This window comes from Mycolicibacterium tokaiense (assembly GCF_010725885.1).
Taxonomy (GTDB): Bacteria; Actinomycetota; Actinomycetes; order Mycobacteriales; family Mycobacteriaceae; genus Mycobacterium; species Mycobacterium tokaiense.
Genome location: NZ_AP022600.1, coordinates 3,984,411 through 4,003,331, shown reverse-complemented (window position 1 = coordinate 4,003,331; position 18,921 = coordinate 3,984,411). Strand labels below are relative to the sequence as shown.

General features: G+C 69.3%; 20 protein-coding genes. 6 read left to right on the top strand and 14 right to left on the bottom strand.

Annotation, left to right across the window (positions count from 1 at the left end; genetic code table 11):
• Positions 1-119: 119 nt before the first annotated feature.
• On the top strand, positions 120-779 hold the full coding sequence (locus G6N58_RS19490; RefSeq protein WP_068916254.1) for a TetR/AcrR family transcriptional regulator: 660 nt from the start codon (positions 120-122) through the stop codon (positions 777-779).
• Here the strand turns inward: G6N58_RS19490 and mnmA are convergent.
• The 6 genes from mnmA to G6N58_RS19460 all read right to left on the bottom strand — a co-directional run bounded on the left by mnmA (position 776) and on the right by G6N58_RS19460 (position 6,662).
• A complete protein-coding gene (gene mnmA / locus G6N58_RS19485) occupies positions 776-1,843 on the bottom strand; it encodes a tRNA 2-thiouridine(34) synthase MnmA (RefSeq protein WP_068916253.1) in 1,068 nt (355 codons plus the stop codon). The genes G6N58_RS19490 and mnmA overlap by 4 nt on opposite strands.
• Positions 1,843-3,039, bottom strand: coding sequence for a cysteine desulfurase family protein (locus G6N58_RS19480; protein ID WP_115277607.1), 1,197 nt, complete (start codon positions 3,037-3,039; stop codon positions 1,843-1,845). The genes mnmA and G6N58_RS19480 overlap by 1 nt, the downstream gene beginning before the upstream one ends.
• A 49-nt stretch (positions 3,040-3,088) precedes the next feature.
• Complete coding sequence (locus G6N58_RS19475; protein WP_115277608.1) at positions 3,089-3,871, bottom strand: lysophospholipid acyltransferase family protein; 783 nt, start codon at positions 3,869-3,871, stop codon at positions 3,089-3,091.
• Positions 3,872-3,921: 50 nt separating this feature from the next.
• Positions 3,922-4,746 (bottom strand): GNAT family N-acetyltransferase, encoded by an 825-nt coding sequence (locus tag G6N58_RS19470; RefSeq protein ID WP_115281403.1) that lies wholly within the window; start codon positions 4,744-4,746, stop codon positions 3,922-3,924.
• Positions 4,747-4,885: 139 nt separating this feature from the next.
• The gene (locus G6N58_RS19465) at positions 4,886-5,842 is read right to left on the bottom strand and encodes an electron transfer flavoprotein subunit alpha/FixB family protein (protein ID WP_115277609.1); all 957 of its coding nucleotides are present in this window, start codon (positions 5,840-5,842) and stop codon (positions 4,886-4,888) included.
• Between the two features lie 28 nt (positions 5,843-5,870).
• Positions 5,871-6,662, bottom strand: a complete 792-nt coding sequence (locus G6N58_RS19460; protein ID WP_068916248.1) for an electron transfer flavoprotein subunit beta/FixA family protein — start codon at positions 6,660-6,662, stop codon at positions 5,871-5,873.
• Between the two features lie 226 nt (positions 6,663-6,888).
• Between G6N58_RS19460 and G6N58_RS19455 the strand changes: the two genes are divergently transcribed.
• Genes G6N58_RS19455 through G6N58_RS19445 form a run of 3 tightly spaced genes read left to right on the top strand, consistent with a single transcriptional unit; the run spans position 6,889 to position 10,462 of the window.
• Positions 6,889-7,701 carry a class I SAM-dependent methyltransferase gene (locus G6N58_RS19455; protein ID WP_115277610.1) on the top strand — a complete coding sequence of 271 codons (813 nt, stop codon included), beginning with the start codon at positions 6,889-6,891 and terminating at the stop codon, positions 7,699-7,701.
• Complete coding sequence (locus G6N58_RS19450) at positions 7,698-9,239, top strand: 1,4-alpha-glucan branching protein domain-containing protein (protein WP_115277611.1); 1,542 nt, start codon at positions 7,698-7,700, stop codon at positions 9,237-9,239. Before G6N58_RS19455 ends, G6N58_RS19450 begins: the two co-directional genes overlap by 4 nt.
• Entirely contained in the window at positions 9,236-10,462 is a 1,227-nt protein-coding gene (locus G6N58_RS19445; RefSeq protein WP_115277612.1) for a glycosyltransferase family 4 protein, read from the top strand. Before G6N58_RS19450 ends, G6N58_RS19445 begins: the two co-directional genes overlap by 4 nt.
• Here G6N58_RS19445 and G6N58_RS19440 read toward each other — a convergent pair.
• The 4 genes from G6N58_RS19440 to G6N58_RS19425 are packed head-to-tail and all read right to left on the bottom strand — an operon-like array spanning position 10,448 to position 12,275.
• Entirely contained in the window at positions 10,448-10,864 is a 417-nt protein-coding gene (locus G6N58_RS19440; protein ID WP_232067935.1) for an EVE domain-containing protein, read from the bottom strand. The genes G6N58_RS19445 and G6N58_RS19440 overlap by 15 nt on opposite strands.
• A complete protein-coding gene (locus tag G6N58_RS19435) occupies positions 10,865-11,185 on the bottom strand; it encodes a DUF202 domain-containing protein (RefSeq protein ID WP_115277613.1) in 321 nt (106 codons plus the stop codon).
• A complete protein-coding gene (locus G6N58_RS19430) occupies positions 11,182-11,532 on the bottom strand; it encodes a YidH family protein (RefSeq protein ID WP_115277614.1) in 351 nt (116 codons plus the stop codon). The genes G6N58_RS19435 and G6N58_RS19430 overlap by 4 nt, the downstream gene beginning before the upstream one ends.
• A gap of 5 nt (positions 11,533-11,537) precedes the next feature.
• On the bottom strand, positions 11,538-12,275 hold the full coding sequence (locus G6N58_RS19425) for an acyltransferase (protein WP_115277615.1): 738 nt from the start codon (positions 12,273-12,275) through the stop codon (positions 11,538-11,540).
• A 107-nt stretch (positions 12,276-12,382) separates the two neighbouring features.
• Here G6N58_RS19425 and G6N58_RS19420 point away from each other — a divergent pair, with 107 nt between their 5' ends.
• Positions 12,383-13,651 (top strand): BamB-related PQQ repeat family beta-propellar protein, encoded by a 1,269-nt coding sequence (locus G6N58_RS19420; RefSeq protein WP_435406192.1) that lies wholly within the window; start codon positions 12,383-12,385, stop codon positions 13,649-13,651.
• Positions 13,652-13,758: 107 nt separating this feature from the next.
• Positions 13,759-15,297, top strand: coding sequence for an alanine/glycine:cation symporter family protein (locus tag G6N58_RS19415; protein ID WP_068916241.1), 1,539 nt, complete (start codon positions 13,759-13,761; stop codon positions 15,295-15,297).
• Here G6N58_RS19415 and G6N58_RS19410 read toward each other — a convergent pair.
• Genes G6N58_RS19410 through G6N58_RS19395 form a run of 4 tightly spaced genes read right to left on the bottom strand, consistent with a single transcriptional unit; the run spans position 15,294 to position 18,895 of the window.
• On the bottom strand, positions 15,294-15,983 hold the full coding sequence (locus tag G6N58_RS19410) for an esterase (RefSeq protein ID WP_068916240.1): 690 nt from the start codon (positions 15,981-15,983) through the stop codon (positions 15,294-15,296). The genes G6N58_RS19415 and G6N58_RS19410 overlap by 4 nt on opposite strands.
• Before the next feature lie 18 nt (positions 15,984-16,001).
• A complete protein-coding gene (locus tag G6N58_RS19405) occupies positions 16,002-17,168 on the bottom strand; it encodes a THUMP-like domain-containing protein (protein WP_172545052.1) in 1,167 nt (388 codons plus the stop codon).
• On the bottom strand, positions 17,158-18,135 hold the full coding sequence (locus G6N58_RS19400) for a class I SAM-dependent methyltransferase (protein WP_068916238.1): 978 nt from the start codon (positions 18,133-18,135) through the stop codon (positions 17,158-17,160). Before G6N58_RS19400 ends, G6N58_RS19405 begins: the two co-directional genes overlap by 11 nt.
• 10 nt (positions 18,136-18,145) lie before the next feature.
• Positions 18,146-18,895 carry an enoyl-CoA hydratase gene (locus G6N58_RS19395; RefSeq protein ID WP_170314354.1) on the bottom strand — a complete coding sequence of 250 codons (750 nt, stop codon included), beginning with the start codon at positions 18,893-18,895 and terminating at the stop codon, positions 18,146-18,148.
• Positions 18,896-18,921 lie beyond the last annotated feature (26 nt).

The window sequence follows — 18,921 nt, the reverse complement described above, 5'->3', positions numbered from 1 at the left end:
GGATAGAGTCAATCCGGTTATGGCCATTTGGTAAGGCAGGTCACTAAATTGAGCTCAGCAATTGACAAGATCGCGAAGCCGTGTGCACAGAACACCGCAGCGTCCGTACACTCGGGCGCATGACCGCTGGGGATCCGCAGGCGTCCAGCCTGCGCAAGGATGCCGAGCGCAACCGACGCCGGATCATCGAAGCCGCGCGCGAGCTGTGCGCCACCCGAGGACTGGAGGCCACGCTCAACGAAGTGGCCCACCACGCCGGGCTGGGGGTGGGCACCGTCTACCGGCGCTTCCCCACGAAGGAGGCGCTGTTCGAGGCGATCTTCCTCGACGGCATCGACCAACTCGTCACCCTCGCGGAAGCGGCCCTGGAGGCCGAGGACTCGTGGGAGGGGTTCACCGGCTTCGTGTGGTCGATGTGCGAACTGACCGCCACCGACCGCGGCCTGCGCGAGATCGCGTTCAGCCGCACCCACTGCGGCAACCGCGTCGACGCCGGCCGCACCCAGCTCGAACCGCGCATCTCGAAACTGGTGGAGCGCGCCAAACGCGACGGCTACCTGCGCCCGGAGTTGTCATCGACGGACATGCCGTTGTGCGGTTTGATGACGGGTGCGGTCAGCGAGTACGCCGCCGATGTGGCGCCTGACCTGTGGCGGCGTTACGTCTCGATCCTGTTGCAGGGCATGCGCTGCCAGCCTGGCCAGGAGCGGCTGGCCGTCGACGCACTCAGCCAGGGCGACCTGCACACCGCGATGCGCGGTTGGCAACCTGGCGACTAGCGCGTGATGGTGGCGCTGGCCAGCACTTCGTCGCCGTCGGCATCGGGCCGGTAGAACACCAGCGTCTGCCCCGGTGCCACTCCGCGCAGCGCGGAGCGCAACCGAACCTGTAGGCGCCCGTCGACCACCTCGGCCACCGCAGGGGCCAGCCCGCCGTGCGCCCGCACCTGGACCTCGCCTTCCACCGGGCCGGCAAAGGCGGTGCCCGAGGTGAACACCGGATCGAGTCCGGTCAGCTCCCAGATCTCCAGGTCAGCGGCGTCACCGACGTGCACCGTGCCGGTCTGTGCATCGATGGACGTGACGTAGCGGGGCTTCCCGTCCGGCCCGGGGCCGGCGATACCGAGGCCCTTGCGCTGTCCGACGGTGAAACCGTGCACGCCGTCGTGCTCGGCGAGCACCGTGCCGGAGCCATCCACCACCGAACCACGGCGCACCCCGATGCGCGCGCCCAGGAAGGCCTGGGTGTCACCGGAGGGGATGAAGCAGATGTCGTGGCTGTCCGGCTTGTCGGCGACCAGCAGCCCGCGCCGGGCGGCCTCGTCGCGGATCTGCGGCTTGGGGGTGTCCCCCACCGGGAACGCGGCGTGGCGCAGCTGCTCGGCGCTCAGCACCGCCAACACATAGGACTGATCCTTGTCGGCGTCCACCGCCCGGCGCAACCGGCCTTCGGACAGGCGCGCGTAGTGCCCGGTGGCCACCACGTCGAAGCCCAGCGCCAGCGCCCGCGCCGACAGCGCCGAGAACTTGATGCGCTCGTTGCAGCGCACGCACGGGTTCGGGGTTTCACCGCGCGCATAGGACTCCACGAAGTCGTCGATGACGTCCTCTTTGAACTTGTCCGCGAAATCCCAGACATAGAACGGGATTCCGAGCACGTCGGCCACTCGGCGGGCGTCGGCGGCATCCTCCTTGGAACAGCATCCGCGGGAGCCGGTGCGTAGGGTTCCCGGCGCCGAGGACAACGCCAGATGCACCCCCACCACATCGTGTCCGGCGTCGACCATCCGGGCGGCAGCCACCGAGGAGTCGACGCCTCCGCTCATCGCAGCGAGCACCCGCATCAGCGCACCTGCCCAGCTGCGGCCAGCGCGGCCTGTCGGGCCCTGGCCACCGCGGCGGGCAGCACTTCCAGCGCAGCGTCGACGTCGGAGTCGACACTGGTGTGCCCCAGCGAGAGCCGGATGGATCCGCGGGCGGTGGCCGCGTCGGCCCCCATCGCGATCAGCACATGGGAGGGTTGCGCCACCCCGGCCGTACAGGCCGACCCGGTGGAGCATTCGATCCCGTTGGCGTCCAACAACATCAGCAACGAATCACCCTCACAACCGCGAAACGTGAAGTGGGCGTTGCCCGGCAGCCGGGCCTCGCGGGAGCCGTTGACCACCACGTCGTCGATCTCGGCGACAATGCCCTCGATCAGCCGTTCCCGCAGCGCACACAGCCGCGCACTGTTGGCCTCCAGCCCGCCCACCGAGATCTCGGCCGCGGTGGCCATCGCCACCACGCCCGCGACATCCGGTGTGCCGGAACGCACATCGCGCTCCTGACCGCCGCCGTGGGTCAGCGGCGTGCACGCCGCATCGCGGCGCAACACGAGTGCGCCCACGCCGGTGGGGCCGCCGAACTTGTGCGCCGCCACACTCATCGCCGAGAGTCCGCTGGCGGCGAAGCTCACCGGGATCTGCCCGACGGCCTGGATGGCGTCGCTGTGCATCGGGATGTCGAACTCGGCAGCCACCGCCGCGAGTTCGGCAATCGGGAACACCGTGCCCACCTCGTTGTTGGCCCACATCACCGTCACCAGCGCGACGGCAGGTCCGTGTTCGGTCAGCATCTCGCGCAACGACGCCGCGGTCACCGATCCATCGGCCTGGGTGGGCAGGTACAGCACCTCGGCGCCCTCGTGCTCGGCCAGCCACTCCACCGCATCGAGCACCGCGTGGTGTTCGACGGCCGTGGTGACGATGCAGCGGCGCGCGGGGTCGGCGTCGCGGCGCGCCCAGAAGATGCCCTTGATCGCCAGGTTGTCACTCTCGGTGCCACCTGCGGTGAAGATCACCTCCGAAGGCCGGGCGCCCAACACGCCGGCGAGGGTCTCGCGGGCCTCTTCCATCCGGCGGCGGGCCTGGCGGCCGGCGGTGTGCAGCGACGAGGCGTTGCCGACCGTCCCCAGCACAGCCGTCATGGCCTCGATGGCAGCAGGGTGCATCGGGGTGGTGGCGGCGTGATCGAGGTAGACCGGCGTGGCGGGGCTCATGACCTGTCCAGGATAACCGTCGGACAGCCCGCCGCTTGCAGCCCAGCAGTCAGGCAGCCAGCGCGTGCCCGTGCCGGTGTGCAGGCAGTGACGTGCCTCGCACAGCTACCTCGCAGCGAGCGGCCAGACTGCGGCGGTCGCCGACCGGCAGCTGCAGCGATTCGACATGCACGCATGCGATGGTCCGGCGCGCCACGATCAACCGGCGGATGGAGCTGAGCAGGGTGTCCTCGCCGATGAACGCCGGGACGGTCGAGGTGCGCCCGTCGCGGTGGTGGTAGCCCAGCCGCAGCGGCTGCACCGGCCGGCCGGAGTCGATGGCGGCCTGGAACATCGCCGGCCTGAACGGACCGTAGGCCAGGCCACACCAGGTGGTGCCCTCGGGGAACGCGACCACGGTGTGTCCGGCGCGCAACCGCGCGGCGATGGCGGCCACCACGTCGGGGAGCCGGCGCAGGCTGGAGCGCTCGATGGGGATCACCTTCATCAGCCGGGCCAGCCGGCCCAGCGCGGGCCACTCGATGAGATCGGCGCGGGCCACGAAGGAGCCGGGCATCACCGCGCCGATGGCGAAGATGTCCACCCAGGACACGTGCGGGCTGACCACCAGCACGCCCCGCAAGTTGCGGATCGGTCCGCCGGACACTGTGATGCGCACCCCCAGACAGCGCAACACCAACCGGCAGTAGCCGCGCTGCAGGTGCGAGCGCCCCGGCATCGGCACCGCCAGCAGCGGCAACCCCGGGATCAGCGCCATGGTCAGCATCACCCGCAAGGTGGTGCGCAGCGCCACCACGCTGCGCCGGCCCGCGTCGGCGGCGCCGGCCGTCATGCAGTTCTCATCACAGGAAGCACGGGGCAGCCAGGCATGTCCGGCAGTGTTCACGAGACCGCCCCCTCGGCCGCCGAGACCGATCTCAGCCGCTTCAGGTAGCGGACGTCGGCGTTGCGCTTGTCCAGCAGGGCCGGGAAGTCCCCCACGCCGAAGTCCGGATCGTGGGCGGGTTCGCCGCACACCTGCGCGCCCAGGCGTAGGTAACCGCGCATCAGCGGCGGCACGGTGGGCCGCGCGGGAGACACGATGTCATCGAGGGTGAGCCCGTCGAGCACCACCGGCCGGTAGGGGCGCACCGTGTACTGCGCCGGCGCGGCATGCCGCTTGGCCACGAAGTCGCGGACGCCCCGAATCTGACTGCCCGGCACGCTGTCCCCGTCTTCGGGGTGGGTGGGGACCGAGATGCAGCCGGTCACGTAGTCGTAGCCGCTGCGGTCCAGGTAGGCCAGGATGCCGGCCCACATCAGCAGCACCACTGCTCCGTTGCGGTGGTCGGACCGCACCACAGCGCGACCCATCTCGACCAGCGACGGCCGCAGCGGGTCCAGCGCCGTGACGTCGAATTCTGTTGCGGTATAGAGACCTCCGGCTGCGACAGCGCCCGGCGGTGGCAACATCCGGTAGCAGCCCACCAGCTCGCCGGTGGTGTCTTCACGCACCAGCAGGTGATCGCAGTGCTGATCGAACCGGTCGGCGTCTCGACCGTCGGCGCCGGCCAGGGTGAATCCGGGCTCGGAGGTGAACACGTCGTGACGCAGCCGCTGGGCGGCGTCGATCAGGTCGGCGTCGGTGGACAGCAGCAAGGTGTAACGCGGTGTATCGGCTGACGACAGCGGTCGCTCAGCAGGAATGAGTACAGAAGCAGTGCTCATACCCAGCACGGTCGCTGAGTAGTCCGGCGGGACGGCAATCACCGCGTGACGTGTCCGTGCACGCTGGGTGACTACTTGTCGCCATCACACGAGAAAGCCCCGGTGCCGCAAGCGGGCACCGGGGCTGTGCGGGCTCAGATCAGCCCTTGCGCTTCTTGACCGCGTCGGTGAGCTGCGGGGTGACGTTGAACAGGTCACCCACGATGCCGAGGTCGGCGATCTCGAAGATCGGCGCTTCCTCGTCCTTGTTGACCGCGACGATGGTCTTCGAGGTCTGCATGCCGGCACGGTGCTGGATGGCACCGGAAATACCCAGGGCGATGTAGAGCTGCGGGGAGACCGTCTTACCGGTCTGACCGATCTGGAACTGGCCCGGGTAGTACCCGGAGTCCACCGCCGCCCGGGAGGCACCCACGGCCGCACCGATGGAGTCGGCGAGTTCCTCGACCACGGAGAACTTCTCGGCGCTGCCCACACCGCGACCACCGGCCACGACGACAGACGCCTCGGTGAGCTCCGGACGGTCACCGGCGACGGCCGGTTCGCGCTTGGTGATCTTGGTGGCGTTCTCCGCCGGAGCAGGCACCTCGACGGTGACCTGCTCGCCGGCGCCGTCGGCCGGTTCAGCGTCCACCGCGCCCGGACGCAGCGTGATGATGGGCGTGTCCGCGGTGACCTGGGCCTCGACGGTGAATGCGCCACCGAAGATCGAGTGGATGCCCTTGCCACCGGCCTGGACCTCGATGACGTCGGTCAACAGGCCGGAGCCGATGCGTGCGGCCAACCGGCCCGCGATCTCCTTGCCATCGGCGTTGGCCGCCAACAGAACACCGGCCGGGGCGACCTGCTCGACCAGGGCGGCCAGCACGTCGACCTTGGGGGTGAGCAGATAGTTCTCCACATCATCGGACTCGGCGACGTAGATCTTCGCCGCACCGGCGGCCTTCAGATCGTCGGCCAGACCGGCTGTGGTGCCGGGGGCGGCCACCACGACCGCCGACGGCTCACCCAGAGCCCGGGCGGCGGTGATGAGTTCGGCGGTGACCTTCTTGACGGCACCGTCGGCGTGCTCGACGAGCACAAGTACTTCAGCCATGATTTTTCAGCCTCTTGTCTCGGGGAAGTTAGATGAGCTTTTGACCGACCAGGTACTCGGCGATCTTCACGCCGCCTTCACCTTCGTCGGTGACCTTCTCGCCCGCCGTCTTCGGCGGCTTCGGCGTGGCCGACAGCACGGTGGACCCGGCATTCGCGACACCCACCTCGTCGCCCTCCACGCCGATCTCGGCGAGGGTCAGCGTGGTGACTTCCTTCTTCTTGGCGGCCATGATGCCCTTGAAGGACGGGAAACGGGGCTCGTTGATCTTCTCGTTGACACTCACGATGGCCGGCAGGGTGGCCTCGAGGGTGAACACGCCGTCGTCGGTCTCCCGCTCGGCGGTGATCTTGTCCCCATCCAGGGTGAGCTTGCGGACGTGGGTCAGCTGCGGCAGGCCCAGGTACTCGGCGATGATGGCCGGGACCGCGCCGCCGACGCCGTCGGTGGCCTCGTTACCGGCGATGACCAGTTCGACGCCCTCGACGGTGCCCAGCGCGCGGGCCAGTGCCCAGCCGGTCTGGACCATGTCCGAGCCGTGCAGTCCGTCGTCCTTGACGTGGACCGCCTTGTCGGCGCCCATGGACAGGGCCTTGCGGATGGCCTCGGTGGCGCGCTCGGGGCCGGCGGTCAGAACGGTGACCGTACTGTCGCCGCCTTCCTTCTCCTTGATCAGCAGCGCCTCCTCGACGGCGCGCTCGTTGATCTCGTCGAGTACCGCGTCGGCAGCCTCCCGGTCGAGGGTCCAGTCACCCTCGGACAGCTTGCGCTCCGACCAGGTGTCAGGGACCTGTTTGATCAGGACCACGATGTTCGTCATGACTCTGTTTCGTCCTCCTTGACGGGCCTCCGGGGCGTCGAAACGACCTGAAGGAGCCTTGTGCCTACAGCCTGGGTTCGTCCCACCCGCAATGTTACTACTCAGTAACTTATGGTGGTCCGTTCGTTCACCATAGCGCGTCGTCCAGCGAGTTCTCACCCCCCGCACCCTTGGCCGAACTGCGAAGGCTAGGGATCGGGTGAGCTTCGGGTTAGCCTGCCTTCCAATGAGCTCCTTTGTCGCCGACGGCGCCGGACGTGACGCCGCAACTGGAACAGGTTCTACCCCCGACGCCGGGCTGGCGCTCACGGGGGAACGGACCGTGCCCGGCCTCGACGTCGAGAACTACTGGTTCCGTCGACACGAGGTCGTGTACCAGCGACTGACCAACCGGTGCGTAGGGCGTGACGTGCTCGAAGCCGGCTTCGGCGAGGGCTACGGCGCTGATCTTCTGGCCGCGGTGGCGCGCTCGGTGATCGGTGTCGATTACGACGAGTCGGCGGTGCTGCACGTGCAGGGCCGCTACCCCCGCGTCCGCGCGGTCCGCGGCAATCTGGCCGAGCTCCCCCTGCCCGACGCCTCGGTCGATGTTGTGGTCAATTTCCAGGTGATCGAGCACTTGTGGGATCAGTCACAGTTTGTCGACGAGTGTGCGCGCGTGTTGCGACCCGGTGGCCTGCTACTGATGTCGACGCCCAACCGCATCACCTTCTCCCCCGGCCGCGATACGCCTCTCAACCCGTTCCACACCCGCGAGCTCAACGCCGCCGAGCTGACCGAACTGCTGGTCGCAGGCGGGTTCCGGATGGAGTCGATGCTCGGGGTGTTCCACGGCCCCGCGCTGCGCGAGCTGGACGCCCGGCACGGCGGATCCATCATCGACGCGCAGATTGCCCGCGCGCTGGCAGACGCGCCGTGGTCCGACGAATTGCTGGCCGACGTCGCCGCCGTCAGCACCGCCCATTTTGATCTCCTGGACACAGGCGCGTGCGACATCGACACGAGCCTCGATCTGGTGGCGATTGCGGTGCGGCCGTGACACAGCCCGCACCCGGGTTGTTCACCCTGGTCCTGCACACGCACCTGCCCTGGCTCGCCCACCACGGCCGTTGGCCCGTCGGCGAGGAGTGGCTCTATCAATCCTGGGCGGCGTCCTACCTGCCGCTACTCCGGGTGTTGCGGACGCTGGCCGACGAGGGTCGCTCCGGGCTGCTGACGCTGGGCCTGACGCCGGTGGTCACCGCGCAGCTCGATGACCCGTACAGCTTGTCGGGTATGCACCACTGGCTGGCCAACTGGCGGCTGCGTGGCCTGGAGGCCACCACCCTGCGTGATCGGGATGGCTTGCGTGCCTTCGGTTTCCGGGAACACGACGAGGCTGACCGCGCGCTGGACGATTTCGAGGTGCACTGGCGCCACGGCGCCTCCCCCGCGCTGCGCGCCCTGATCGACACCGGCACCGTCGAGCTGTTGGGCGGGCCGCTGGCGCACCCCTTCCAGCCGCTGCTCGCGCCGCGGCTGCGCGAGTTCGCCCTGCGGGAGGGACTGGCCGACGCCGCAGCACGTTTCGCCCACACCCCCGCCGGCATCTGGGCGCCCGAGTGCGCTTACGCGCCCGGCATGGAGGAGCTCTACGCCGCTGCGGGAGTGCGGCACTTCATGGTCGACGGCCCGTCGCTGCACGGCGACACCGCGCTGGGCCGTCCGGTGGGTGGCTCCGACGTGGTCGCCTTCGGGCGCGATCTGCAGGTCAGCTACCGGGTGTGGTCGCCGAAGTCGGGCTATCCGGGGCATGCCGCCTACCGCGACTTCCACACCTACGACCACACCACCGGCCTCAAGCCGGCCCGGGTCACCGGCCGCAACGTGCCCTCGCAGGAGAAGGCGCCCTATGACCCCAACCGCGCTTCCGCGGCGGTCGACGACCATGTGGCCGACTTCGTCGAGATCGTGCGCCGTCGGCTGATCAGCGAGAGTGAGCGGATCGGCCGCCCCGCCCACGTGGTAGCCGCCTTCGACACCGAGCTGTTCGGGCACTGGTGGTACGAAGGCCCGGCGTGGCTGGAGCGGGTGCTGCGGGCGCTGCCCGAGGCGGGCGTACGAGTCGGCACCCTGGCCCAGGCCACCGCCGAGGGGTTTGTCGGCGATCCGGTCGAATTGCCGCCCAGCTCTTGGGGTTCCGGCAAGGACTGGCAGGTGTGGGCCGGTGAGCAGGTGGCCGATCTGGTGCAGCTGAACGCCGAGGTGGTCGACACCGCGCTGGTCACCGTCGACAAGGCGCTGGAACAGGCGGGCACGCCGGGGATGCAGCCGGCCCGCGACAGGGTGGCCGACCAGATCCTGCGCGAGACCCTGCTCACGGTCTCCAGCGACTGGCCGTTCATGGTGAGCAAGGACTCCGCTGCCGACTACGCCCGCTACCGTGCCCACCTGCACGCCCATGCCACCCGGGAAATCGCCGGCGCGTTGGCCTCGGGGCGCCGGGATGCCGCCGCCCGCCTGGCGCAGAACTGGAACCGGGCCGACGGCCTGTTCGGGGCCCTCGACGCGCGCCGCCTTCCGAGGCGGGTGCCGTGAGGATCCTGCTGCTGTCGTGGGAGTACCCCCCGGTGGTCATCGGCGGGCTGGGCCGCCACGTCCACCACCTGGCGACCGAATTGGCTGCCGCGGGCCACGAGATAGTTGTGCTGAGCCGACGCCCCACCGGCACCGATCCCAGCACCCACCCCACCACCGACCAGACCGTCGAGGGCGTGCGGGTGGTGGCCGCTGCGCAGGATCCGCACGAATTCGGCTTCGGCACCGACATGATGGCATGGACCCTGGCGATGGGGCACGCGATGCTGCGCGCCGGACTGGCGCTGGGCGCCTGGCGTCCCGACATCGTGCACGCCCACGACTGGCTGGTGGCTCACCCCGCCATCGCCTTGGCCGAATTCTTCGATGTTCCCTTGGTTTCCACCATCCACGCCACCGAGGCCGGCAGGCATTCCGGCTGGGTGTCCGGACCGATCAACCGACAGGTGCACGCCGTCGAGTCCTGGCTGGTGCGGGATTCCGACTCCCTGATCACCTGCTCGGCGTCCATGCGCGACGAGATCACCGACCTGTTCGGGCCCGAGCTGTCTGACGTCCGGGTCATTCCGAACGGCATCGACACCGCCGGCTGGCCGTTCGCCCTGCGCACCGCCGGCGGCGCGACCGCCGAGCTGCTGTATTTCGGGCGCCTGGAGTACGAAAAGGGCGTACACGACGCCATCGCGGCACTGCCGCGGATCCGTCGCACCCACCCCGGGACCACGCTCACCATCGCCGGCGAAGGCACTCAACAGGACTGGCTGGCCGAGCAGGCGCGCAAGCACAAAGTCCGCAGGTGCGTGAATTTTGTTGGTCTGGTGGATCATTCGACGTTACTGGATCTACTGCACCGCGCCACCGCGGTGCTGCTGCCCAGTCACTACGAGCCGTTCGGGATCGTCGCCCTGGAGGCGGCGGCCGCGGGCGCCCCGCTGGTGACCTCGAACGTCGGCGGGCTCGGCGAGGCAGTGATCGACGGCCGCACCGGGGTGTCGTTCCCTCCGCGCGACGTGGCCGCGCTGGCCGCTGCGGTACGCAGCGTGCTCGACGATCCGGCCGCCGCCCAACACCACGCCATTGCCGCGCGCGACCGTCTGACGTCCGACTTCTCCTGGCACACAGTCGCTTCGGAAACAACACAGGTCTATCTGGCCGCCAAGCGCCGGGAGCGCGAACCGCACGCCCGCCGCCCGGTGGAGCAGCGCCCGCTACCGGGCCGCTGACAACAGCGGGGCCACCAGATCCCACTCACCGGCGTGCAGCCACGACGGGTTCGACTGCTGCGGCGCCCGCAGCGGTTCGATGCCTGCCAGCCCGGGCACCACCTTCAGCTCGGCCGCGGTGACCGGACGGCTCAGCAGCGGTAGGCAGACCCCCACCCGCAGCGCACCGTCCACCGGCGCCGGGGCGGCGGTGACCGTGCCCGCGCCCCAGATCCCCCGCTGTCGATGTGCCGACACCCAGAACACCACCTGCTGCCCCGGGGCCATCAACCGCGTCCGGTAATTTTCGGCGACACACCAACTCGGGTTGGCCCGGCCCGTCGCGACCATGGGAGCCAGGTCCGTGACCGCGGGATTGCACTTGATCACCCAGGCCCCCAGGGTGTCGAGATCGATGCGCACCTAGCGCACCACCAGCGCGAGCACCGACATCACGATCAGGACCAGCACCGCAGCGGTGAGCACCACCACCTCGGTGCGAGGTGCCAGTGGTTGCGGCAGCGGATGTCTGGCCAACACGCGTTGCCGACGCAGCCCGATCCCGTAGGTCAGCAGGGCCACCACCAGGGCCACGCCGGCGGCCAGCAATCCCAAGCCGGCGCGGTGGTGGGCGATGTCGTGCAGCATCAGGACCGCGCCGTTGAGCAGCACCGCGAACGACGTCCTGGTCCACGCCAGCGAGGTGCGCTGTGCCTGCAGGCCGGGGTCCGGCGGCGCCGTCACGCGTTCAGCGTCCTGATCACCACAGCGCCGATCACCAGCAGCCCGATGACCGTCAGCCCGATGGCGAGATACGCCGGGGTGGGGTGGCGAGGCAGCGCGGTTCCCCGCCGCATCGCACGGTCCACCTGCCGCCACCGCCACAGCCCCAGCGCCGCGGTCAGGGTGGCCAGAATCGCCAGGATGCCGCCGAGGATGAAACGGGCGCCGGGTAGGGCGGCCTCGCTGACGAACTGGATCACCGCCACCGACGCCGCCAACAGGCCCAGCGCGGTGCGCTGCCACGCCAGGAAGGTGCGTTCGTTGGCCAGCGTGAAGCGGTAGTCAGGCTCGGTCTCGTCCTCGCCCATGCCGGTCAGCGCGCGGCTTTTTTGCGTTCGATGTCAGCCAGGGCGGCAGCCAGTTCGGCGCGCTGGGCCGCCGAGGTGTCCCAGGCCAGCTTGCGGTTCTTGACCACCTTCGCCGGCGCACCCACCGCAATCGAGTGATCGGGGATCATGCCTTTGACCACCGCGTGTGCGCCCAGCACGCAGCCGCGACCCACCGAGGTGTCCCGCAGCACGGTCACCTTCGCGGCCACCCAGGTGTCCGGGCCGATGCGCACCGGCCCCTTCACGATGCCCTGGTCCTTGATCGGGATGGTGATGTCGTCCATCCGATGGTCGAAATCGCACACGTAGCACCAGTCGGCCATCAGCACCGAGTCACCCAACTCGATGTCGAGGTAGGTGTTGATGACGTTGTCGCGGCCCAGCACCACCTTGTCGCCGATGCGCAGCGACCCCTCGTGGCAGCGGATGGTGTTCTTGTCACCGATGTGCACCCACCGGCCGATCTCCATCTGCGACATCTCCGGGGTGGCCTGGATCTCCACCCCCTTGCCCAGGAAGACCATCCCCCGGGTGATGATGTGCGGGTTGGCGAGCTTGAACTTCAGCAGGCGCCAATACCGCACCAGATACCACGGGGTGTACGCCCGGTTGGCCAGCACCCACCGCAGCGAGGTACGAGTCAGAAACCGGGCTTGACGTGGGTCGCGCAGCCGAGATCCACGCCAGCGCTTGTGCAGGGGAGCTCCCCACATGGTCGTCATGGCCGGAAAGCCTACGCGAGGCACACATCGGCTCGGGTTACCCTCGGTGGGCTTTCGGGGATCGGAAACAGAAGGGAACGGTTGGGGTGCACCGGCGATTCGCCGCGCTGACGGTGGCGCTGTTCGGCGTGGTTCCGCTGGTCCTGGCCACCGGCTGCGGCACCGACGACCGCTGGGTCCAGGCGGCGCCGTCGCCCGGCTGGCCCGCCCAGTACGCCGATGCCGCCAACAGCAGCTACACCCCGACCACGGGTGCGGTGGAGCTGACGTTCGACTGGACCCGATCGGTGAAAGGCACCCTCGGCGCGGCGGTGGCGCTGAACAACGACGGCGGGTTGGCCGCCAACGCGCAGACGACGGCCGGGTGCTCCCTGATGAACTGGGAGAACACCAACGAAGGGCGGCAGCGGTGGTGCATCCGGTTGGTCCAGGGCGGCGGTTTCGCCGGCCCACTGTTCGACGGCTTCGCCAATCTGTATGTCGGCCAACCGGGCACCATCCTGGCCTACCCGCTGACACAGTGGGTGCGCTGGCGCAAGCCGGTCATCGGAATGCCGCAGACCCCGCGCTTTCTCGGCGACGGTCACCTGCTGGTGGCCACCCACCTCGGCCAGGTCCAGGTGTTCGACGCGCACCGCGGCACCGTGGCGGGCAACCCGGTGGACCTGGTGACCGGCCTGGATCCCACGGATTCCGAACGTGGGCTTGCCGATTGCGCGACGGCGGGTCCGGCCTGCCCGGTCGCGGCGGCGCCCGCGTTCTCCCCCGCCTCGCAGCTGATCGTCCTGGGGGTGTGGCAGCCCGACGCCCCCGCGGCCACCCTGGTGGGTCTGCGATATCAGCCCGGTCAGAAACCACTGCTGGCCCAGGCCTGGACCAGCGACGCCGTGACCGGCGGTGTGATCGGCGCGCCGGTGCTCTCGGCCGACGGGACCACCGTCTACGTCAACGGCCGCGACCAGCGGCTGTGGGCACTGCACGCCGATACCGGCGAGGCCAAATGGTCTGCGCCACTGGGCTTTCTGGCACAGACGCCGCCGACGGTGGGTCCCGACGGAGTGATCGTCTCCGGCGGCGGACCCGGCGCCACGCTCCTGGCCCTGCGCGACGACGGTGAGCAGGCCGAAGAGGTCTGGCGCCACGACGATGTGGAGTCGTTGACCACCGCCGGCCGCGCCGGCGACACCGCGTACACCGTGGTGCGCGACGGAGAAGGCTTGGCACTGCTGGTCTTCGACGCCACCTCCGGCGACATCGGCAGCCGGTACCCGCTGCCGGAGGCGACCGGTTTTCCGGTCGGGGTGTCCATCGGCGCCGACCGGCGGGTGGTGGCAGCCACCAGCGACGGCCAGGTGTACAGCTTCGCTGCGAGCTGATCTGCTTTCCGCTGCGAGGTCGCGCACCTGTCATTAGGCTGTGGACTTTCGTGCGAATGACTGTGGCGTGACGAACACGTGGACACACACCGGGGGAATGGATACCGATGACCGACTTCTTGAGCACGCTGAACAGCTACATCTGGAGCAACGCGCTGGTCTACCTCTGTCTGGGCGCCGGGGTGTATTTTTCGATCCGATCGAGATTCGTCCAGGTCCGCCAGATCCCGGAGATGATCCGGGTGATGGTCCACGGCGAGAAGTCGCCGGACGGGGTGTCGTCCTTCCAGGCCCTCACGATGTCACTGGCGGGCCGCGTCGGCACCGGCAACATCGCGGGCGTCGCCACCGCGATCGCCTTCGGTGGGCCGGGTGCGCTGTTCTGGATGTGGGCGGTCGCCTTCCTGGGCGCCTCGACGTCATTCGTCGAGTGCACGCTCGGTCAGATCTACAAGACCAAGGATCCCCTCACCGGTGAATACCGCGGCGGCCCGGCCTATTACCTGAGCCGGGCGTGGTCGCACACCGGTGCTGCTCCCCTGTTCAAGATCTACGGCCTGGTGTTCGCCGCCGTCACCATCCTGGCCTGTGGTCTGCTGCTGCCCAGCGTGCAGTCCAATTCGATGGCTGTGGCCATGAACAACGCCTGGGGCTGGTCCGAGTGGTGGGTGGCCATCGGTACCGTGATCGTGCTGGCCTTCGTGATCATCGGCGGGGTCAAGCGCATCGCGACCTTCGCCTCCATCGTGGTGCCGTTCATGGCCATCGTCTACATCGTGCTGGCCCTGGTGATCGTGGCCGTGAACGCCTCGGTGGTGCCCGAGATGATCAGCCTCATCTTCTCCAGCGCCTTCGGCTTCGACGCCGCGTTCGGCGCCATCATCGGCTCCGCCATCATGTGGGGTGTCAAACGCGGCATCTACTCCAACGAGGCCGGACAGGGCACCGGCCCGCATGCCGCGGCCGCCGCGGAGGTGTCTCATCCGGCCAAGCAGGGTCTGGTACAGGCATTCGCCGTCTACGTCGACACGCTGTTCGTCTGCTCTGCAACGGGATTCCTGATCCTGTCCACCGGCGCTTACCGCGTCTTCGAAGGTGAGAGCGCCGACGGCGCGGTGATCGCCGAAGGTGGCCTGCTACCGTCCGACGTCGCGGTGGGCCCGACCTACGCGCAGTACGGATTCGACACCCTGTGGAGCGGTGCGGGTTCGAGCTTCGTGGCGATCTCGCTGTTCTTCTTCTGCCTGACCACGATCATCGCCTACTACTACATGGCGGAGACCAACCTGCGCTTCATCATGGGCAAAGCCTCCACGGTGAACATGCCCGTGGTCCGGGGCACCGTCGGCTCCAACGCCACCATGCTCCTGCAGGCGCTGATCCTGGTGTCGGTGGCCATCGGCGCGGTGTCCACGGCCAGTGACGCCTGGACGCTGGGTGACATCGGCGTCGGCCTGATGGCATGGCTGAACATCATCGGCATCCTGATCCTGCAGCAGCCCGCCTACAAGGCGCTGCGGGACTACGAGCGCCAGAAGAAGGCCGGTCTGGATCCGGTGTTCGACCCCCTCGCCCTCGGCATCCCGAACGCCACGTTCTGGGAGACCTACAAGCGCGACAAGGTGACCACCTCGGCCGAGAGTTAGACCTGCAGGGGCGGCAGGGCGCTGCGCGGCACACTGGCCTGCAGCGCACCTGCCGCCTCCGGCAACATCTCGCCCTGACCGAAGAAGAACAGCACGGCGTCGTCGGTGATGGCGAAGTTCTGATAGTGCGCGGGGTCCTGGCCGTCGCCCACCGGCGTGATCGACGGCTCGCCCAGTTGCTGACCCACCTGCTGCATGACGATGGGATAGACCGCCGCCAGCGGATCGGTGCCCGGCGCGAACAGGGCATCGAAGCTGACCGGCGCCCGCGTGGTGCCGTCGTAGGTGAACGTCTTGAACCAGGTGGACGGGTGGGCACCGCCGACGTTCTGGTACACCTCGAGCACCACCGACTGCGTGCCGGTGCCGGGCTCCCCTGAGCTGTACCGGGTGGACTTCACATCCAGTGCGTAGGGCAGGTTCCCACTGCCGGGCATCTCGGCGACGTTGACGAACCCGTCGCGGGTCTGCGTCAGGTACTCCGTCAGTGCCGCCTCATCCGGGTAGTCCACCGGGAAGGTCATGTCGAGCATGTACTGAGGGTTCGACACGTGGACGTCGCACATCTGTTCCGCCGCGACGGTGCCGCCGAAGCGGTCGCACACGGTCTCTGCGGTGGCGGGCACCGCGTTGACCAGGGCGGCGGTGGCGATACCGGTCACGACGAGGGCAAGTGAAGTGCGCATCGTCCTCAGCGTACGTCGCTACCGCGACGGCCTGCACACGAATGCAACCGCGCGACTGCTGGCGCCGGCTCCGAGCCGGGTGATCACCACCGACAACGACTGGGTGCCGCGAGGTTTCAGCCGGCGGCGCAAGGCATCCGGGTCCACCGCGACGCCGCGCACCAGAATCTCCAACGCGCCGCAGTCCAGCGCCGAAAGCGCCTGTCGCAGCTTCTTTTCCGAGAACGCAAGGGTGTCGATGACGGCGAACCCGCGGACCCCGTCGGGCAGGGCGTCGCCGCTGAGGTAGGCGATGTCAGGATCCAGTTGCCACAGCCCGTGCCGCGCCGCGTACTGACGCACCAGACCGGCCCGCACCACCGCGCCGTCGGGGTCGACGATCCAGCGCCCCGCCGCCGCCACGCCGCAGTCGTCGGGCTCGGCGTCGGTGAGCTGTTCTCCGGTGTCGAGCAGCGAGGCCCGCCTGCGGATACCGGGCTGGGCCAGGCCGTGGGACCACAGGCAGGCCTCGCGTACCGACCCGCCCAGCGACGTCACCTCGATCTCGCCGTCGAACCCCAGCTCCCCGATCGCGGCAAAATCGATGCCGGGAGCGCATTTCACCACCAGGTCGCGCTCGCGGTACACCTGCAGCACCGCATCCAGCGGCGGGGTGTAAGCCCGCGGGTCGAACCGGCGGGTGCCGCCGCTGCGCCGGGCCGGATCCACCAGCACCACGGCGTCGCGGGTGATCGGGCGCAGCGCATCCGCGCGGCACACCGGCACATGCGCGCCCAGGTTGTGCCGGGCCATCATCAACCGGACCGGGTCCAGATCGCTGCCCACCAGGTTCGGCGCGGCGTCGCGCAGGGCGGCGAGTTCGGCACCCACCGAGCACGTCGCATCGTGAACCGCCCGCCCGGCCAGCCGGGTCGCCCGGTGCGCGGCGACAGCGGTGGTGGTGGCCTGCTGCAGCGCTTCGTCGGTGAGCAACCACTCGTCCGCGCCCGCGAGCTTGGCGCGGGCCCGGCGGCGCAGCAGGGTGGTCTCGACCAGGACCGGCGCACGCCCACCGAACCGTCTGCGTAGCGCGGCGACCTCGGACACCAGGTCGGTGAGTGCGAACTCATCGACCTCGGCCAGCGCCGCCGCACCCGGCGCCGACGTCAGGTAGGCGACGTCGGCGACAGTGAACTCAAGCGCCAGGCTTCACCCCGGTGACCATGACGTTGTAGAACCAGCCCTTGGGCACCACGTTGCGCCACACGTTGTCGTCCACCCAGGACAGGGTGGTCCAGCTGCCGAACGCGAACTTGGCCCAGCCCCACCCCAGCTTGCCCGGCGGCACCGCGGCTTCGAAGGTCCGCACGGGCCAGCCCAGCATGGCCGCGGTGAACTCCTCGCTGGCGGTCGCGACCTCGACGGCACCGGCGTTGCGCGCCATCTGCTCCAGGTCAGCGGGCTCGAAGGTGTGCAGGTCCACCACCGCCTCCAGCGCGGCGGCCCGGGAGGACTCGTCCAGTTCGGTCTGCGGGCGCCGCCAGCCCGACAGGGCGGGCAGCTTGGTGATAGTGGTGGCGATCCGCCAGGTCAGGGTGGACAGCTCCCGGGCGTACCGGTTGCCCACCGTGGTGGGCTCCCCGGCGAACACGAAGCGCCCACCGGGCTTGAGCACACGGATCACCTCGCGCAGGGAGAGCTCCACGTCGGGGATGTGGTGCAGCACCGCGTGACCCACCACCAGATCGAAGGTGTTGTCCTCGTACGGGATTCCCTCGGCGTCGGCCACACGGCCGTCGATGTCCAGGCCCAGGGACGTCCCGTTGCGGGTGGCCACCTTGACCATGCCCGGGGACAGGTCGGTCACCGAGCCCCGCCGCGCCACCCCGGCCTGGATGAGGTTCAGCAGGAAGAAGCCGGTGCCGCAGCCCAGCTCCAGAGCGCGGTCATAGGGCAGTTCGCGCTGCACCTCCTCGGGCACGATGGCGTCGAACCGGCCGCGCGCGTACTCGACACAGCGCTGGTCATAGGAGATGGACCACTTGTCGTCATAGGACTCGGCCTCCCAGTCGTGGTAGAGCACCTGCGCCAGCTTGGTGTCATGGCGGGCGGCTTCGACCTGTTCCGCGGTGGCGTGCGGATTGGGGACGGGACTTTCGTGCGTGCTCGTCATGGCTGGCAGCCTAACCCGCATCGCCGCCCGGGTGACCGGCAGCGAACACCTCGACATAGCGGCGGCGTTCGTCGGCGATGCGTTTGGGCCGGGGGGCCACCAGACCGTCGATCACCGCCTTCGCCGCCGCCAGCGGGCCTGCCGGCGCCTCGGCCAGCCGCTGCGCCCAGGCCAGTGCGCCGTCGAAGACGTGGTCAGGAGCGGTCAGCTCGTCGAGCAGCCCCAGTGCGGCGGCCTCCTTGGCGTCGGCGAACCGGCCGCTGTACACCAGGTCCTTGGCGCGGCTGACCCCGACGGTGCGCACCAGTCTGGCCATCCCGCCCCCGCCGGGAATGAGACCGGCGAGGATCTCCGTGGCCCCGACCCGGACATTGTCGCCGCCCACCCGCCAGTCGGCGGCCAGGGCCAGCGTCAGCCCGCTACCCAACGCGTACCCGGTGACGGCGGCCACCGTCGGTTTGGGGATGGCGGCAACGGCCTCGATGGCGCGGTGGCGGACCCGGGCTGCGGAGTCCACCTCCTCGACAGACAGGGTGCGCAGTTCAGGCACGTCATCTCCGGCGCAGAAGATCTCGTGACCACCGAACAGGATGACTGCGGCGATGTCGGCGCGTGCCGCCACCTCGGCGGCCGCGTCGGCGAGTTCGCGGTAGGCCTGCCGGGTCAGTGCATTGTCCGGCGGTCGCGACAGCAGGATGGTGCCGATCCCCGGATGTTCATCGGCGGTGTGGACGCTGACGAACTCCCGCGCCACCCTCACGGTCTGATGGCTCGGCCGCTCCTCCC

Bases quoted from the DNA above. Each gene is read 5' to 3' on its own strand.
- G6N58_RS19470 (WP_115281403.1), bottom strand. From the start codon at position 4,746: ATGAGCACTGCTTCTGTACTCATTCCTGCTGAGCGACCGCTGTCGTCA.
- mnmA (WP_068916253.1), bottom strand. From the start codon at position 1,843: ATGCGGGTGCTCGCTGCGATGAGCGGAGGCGTCGACTCCTCGGTGGCT.
- G6N58_RS19455 (WP_115277610.1), top strand. From the start codon at position 6,889: ATGAGCTCCTTTGTCGCCGACGGCGCCGGACGTGACGCCGCAACTGGA.
- G6N58_RS19460 (WP_068916248.1), bottom strand. From the start codon at position 6,662: ATGACGAACATCGTGGTCCTGATCAAACAGGTCCCTGACACCTGGTCG.
- G6N58_RS19410 (WP_068916240.1), bottom strand. From the start codon at position 15,983: ATGCGCACTTCACTTGCCCTCGTCGTGACCGGTATCGCCACCGCCGCC.
- G6N58_RS19430 (WP_115277614.1), bottom strand. From the start codon at position 11,532: ATGGGCGAGGACGAGACCGAGCCTGACTACCGCTTCACGCTGGCCAAC.
- G6N58_RS19465 (WP_115277609.1), bottom strand. From the start codon at position 5,842: ATGGCTGAAGTACTTGTGCTCGTCGAGCACGCCGACGGTGCCGTCAAG.
- G6N58_RS19400 (WP_068916238.1), bottom strand. From the start codon at position 18,135: ATGACGAGCACGCACGAAAGTCCCGTCCCCAATCCGCACGCCACCGCG.
- G6N58_RS19475 (WP_115277608.1), bottom strand. From the start codon at position 3,871: ATGACGGCCGGCGCCGCCGACGCGGGCCGGCGCAGCGTGGTGGCGCTG.
- G6N58_RS19490 (WP_068916254.1), top strand. From the start codon at position 120: ATGACCGCTGGGGATCCGCAGGCGTCCAGCCTGCGCAAGGATGCCGAG.
- G6N58_RS19425 (WP_115277615.1), bottom strand. From the start codon at position 12,275: ATGACGACCATGTGGGGAGCTCCCCTGCACAAGCGCTGGCGTGGATCT.
- G6N58_RS19480 (WP_115277607.1), bottom strand. From the start codon at position 3,039: ATGAGCCCCGCCACGCCGGTCTACCTCGATCACGCCGCCACCACCCCG.
- G6N58_RS19415 (WP_068916241.1), top strand. From the start codon at position 13,759: ATGACCGACTTCTTGAGCACGCTGAACAGCTACATCTGGAGCAACGCG.